The sequence below is a fragment of the Neisseria sp. P0021.S006 genome (assembly GCF_051956895.1).
In genome coordinates this window covers 1-2141 of the sequence record NZ_JBQCWZ010000167.1, presented here as the reverse complement: position 1 = coordinate 2141, position 2141 = coordinate 1, and the positions used below count along the sequence as shown (strand labels likewise).

The following is a 2141-nucleotide window of genomic DNA, read 5'->3' as shown; positions in this document are numbered from 1 at the left end:
CTTAAGGCCTGCCGTTGCAGCAGTTGGTCAATGGGCTGTGTAGCGCAAGCTACCGCAACGTCATTCTACATTGACTGGTTTTCTGTCGGGTTACTTGGCAGGAAACGAGATTTAAGGTAACTGGTTCCCTGAAGGCCTGTTGGTCGGCATGATGGGGACGAGATTCTAAATAGACACAACTAAGTATGTAGAACGCTCTGTAGAGGACTTTCGGACGGGGGTTCGATTCCCCCCGCCTCCACCATACCCTATTTTCAGCAGTATCCTGTAATACGCATAAAGCCTTGAGCCATAACGGTTTCAAGGCTTTTTTATTACCTTGAATATGCTGGCGTATGCTTGAGTTTTCATCATTTATGGGGTAACTTTTAGGGTAACTTTTCATGAGTTACCCAAAAAACAAGACCGAAAAGTGGGCAAATTAGCCCTGTTTTTTTAAACAAGTTACCCCAAAAGTCCATAAAACCAATTATTAACAATAGCTTAATGAGTTTTTAAAAGTTACCCCAAACTGGATTAAAAATGCCTAAACAGACGCTACCGCTTACAGATAGCCAATGCAAAAAACTACAACCGCCGAATCAATTATCAGACGGCGGAGGGTTATATCTTCAAGCAAGGGGAAACGGCAAATACTGGCGTTTTCGTTACTACCGGCCAAGCGACAACAAACGCGATGAAATGCGATTGGGTGTCTATCCTGAAATCAGCTTAAAAGAAGCAAGAGAAAAACGAGAAGAATTACGCGGGCTAATAGCAAAAGGGATAGACCCTAAGCTACACCAGCAAGACAAAGCACAGAGGCAGGCAGAGCAGCTAAAAAACACATTTGAGGCTATTGCGCGCAAATGGCACAGCGACCAAGTAGCAAAGCCGAATAAATGGAAGCCCGACCATGCACAAAGAGTTATCCGCAGCCTTGAGCTTCATATTTTCCCTGACCTTGCAACACGCAAAATAGACGAAATCATGCCGCTTGAGGTTTTAGGACTGTTACAGAGGCTGGAATCGGCGGGGAAATATGACACGGCACAAAAAATTTATGACGTAGTAAACCAAGTTTTCAAATATGCCGTGAAACTTCGCTTGAGCCTATTCAATCCCGCCGCCGAATTGCGGGGAGAGCTGGCAAAGGTGGAACAGAAACATTACCGCTTCATTAAAGACCCGCAAAGGATAGGCGAGATGTTACGAGCTTTTGACGGTTACGCTGGCTTTCCGCAAACACGCGCCCTATTACAGCTTTCCCCTTATGTATTTGCCCGCCCTTCCGAATTACGTTTATTGCGCTGGTGTGAAATTGATTGGGAGGAGCAGCAATACTATAAAGACGGCGTAAACATGAAGAACAAGATAGACCATATTGTCCCCTTGAGCCGCCAAGCCTTAGCAATACTGGACGGCTTGAAACCAGTAACCGGGCATTATGAATATGTATTTTGTAACACCAGCAAAAAACAGCCCTTGAGCGAGGGAGCAATACGAAAAGCATTAGACCGTCTGGGATTCTTGGAAGAAACCACACAGCACGGCTTTAGGCATACAGCCAGCACGATATTGAATGAGATGGGCTATAACGCCGATTGGGTAGAGCGACAACTAGCCCACAAAGACCCCAACACGACAAGGGCAGCCTATAACCATGCGGAATATTTAGAACAGCGCGCCGATATGGTTCAAAAATGGGCTGATTATCTTGATGAATTGAAAGCACATTCAGGCATATTGCAGGAAACGGCAGAATAAACTATCATCTTAAGCATTACGAAAGAAAACCATGCGGATATTTAGAAACCAGTGGATAACGAAATTTGCCAAGAAGCACAAAATCAGCGATTCCGAGCTGATAGAAGCGGTAGAGCGGGCAGATAAAGGAGTGATAGACGCAGATTTAGGCGGCGGCGTTATCAAGCAACGCATAGCAAGGCAAGGACAAGGCAGAAGCGGCGGTTATCGTAGTCTGATATTTTTCAGACGTGGGGAACGGGCGTTTTTCATGACTGCCTTTGCCAAGAACGACCGCGAAAACATCACGGACAAAGAACTTGCAGAATTAAAGAAAGCCGCCGCCATCATCTTGGCAATGACGGAAACCGACATAGAACAAGCCAAATCAAACGGCACTTTCACGGAGATACAGC

General features: G+C 45.6%; 2 protein-coding genes and 1 other RNA gene. All 3 read left to right on the top strand.

All coding sequences use genetic code 11. The annotated features are described in order from the left end of the window. Nucleotides 1-244: a transfer-messenger RNA gene (ssrA, locus tag ACTHUM_RS12065) on the top strand; the annotation flags it as partial. Between the two features lie 278 nt (nt 245-522). Then, nucleotides 523-1746, top strand: coding sequence for a tyrosine-type recombinase/integrase (locus ACTHUM_RS12060; protein ID WP_107810594.1), 1224 nt, complete (start codon nt 523-525; stop codon nt 1744-1746). A gap of 31 nt (nt 1747-1777) precedes the next feature. Further along, nucleotides 1778-2141 (top strand): type II toxin-antitoxin system RelE/ParE family toxin (locus tag ACTHUM_RS12055; RefSeq protein ID WP_440402967.1); only part of this gene is annotated, 364 nt, incomplete at its 3' end.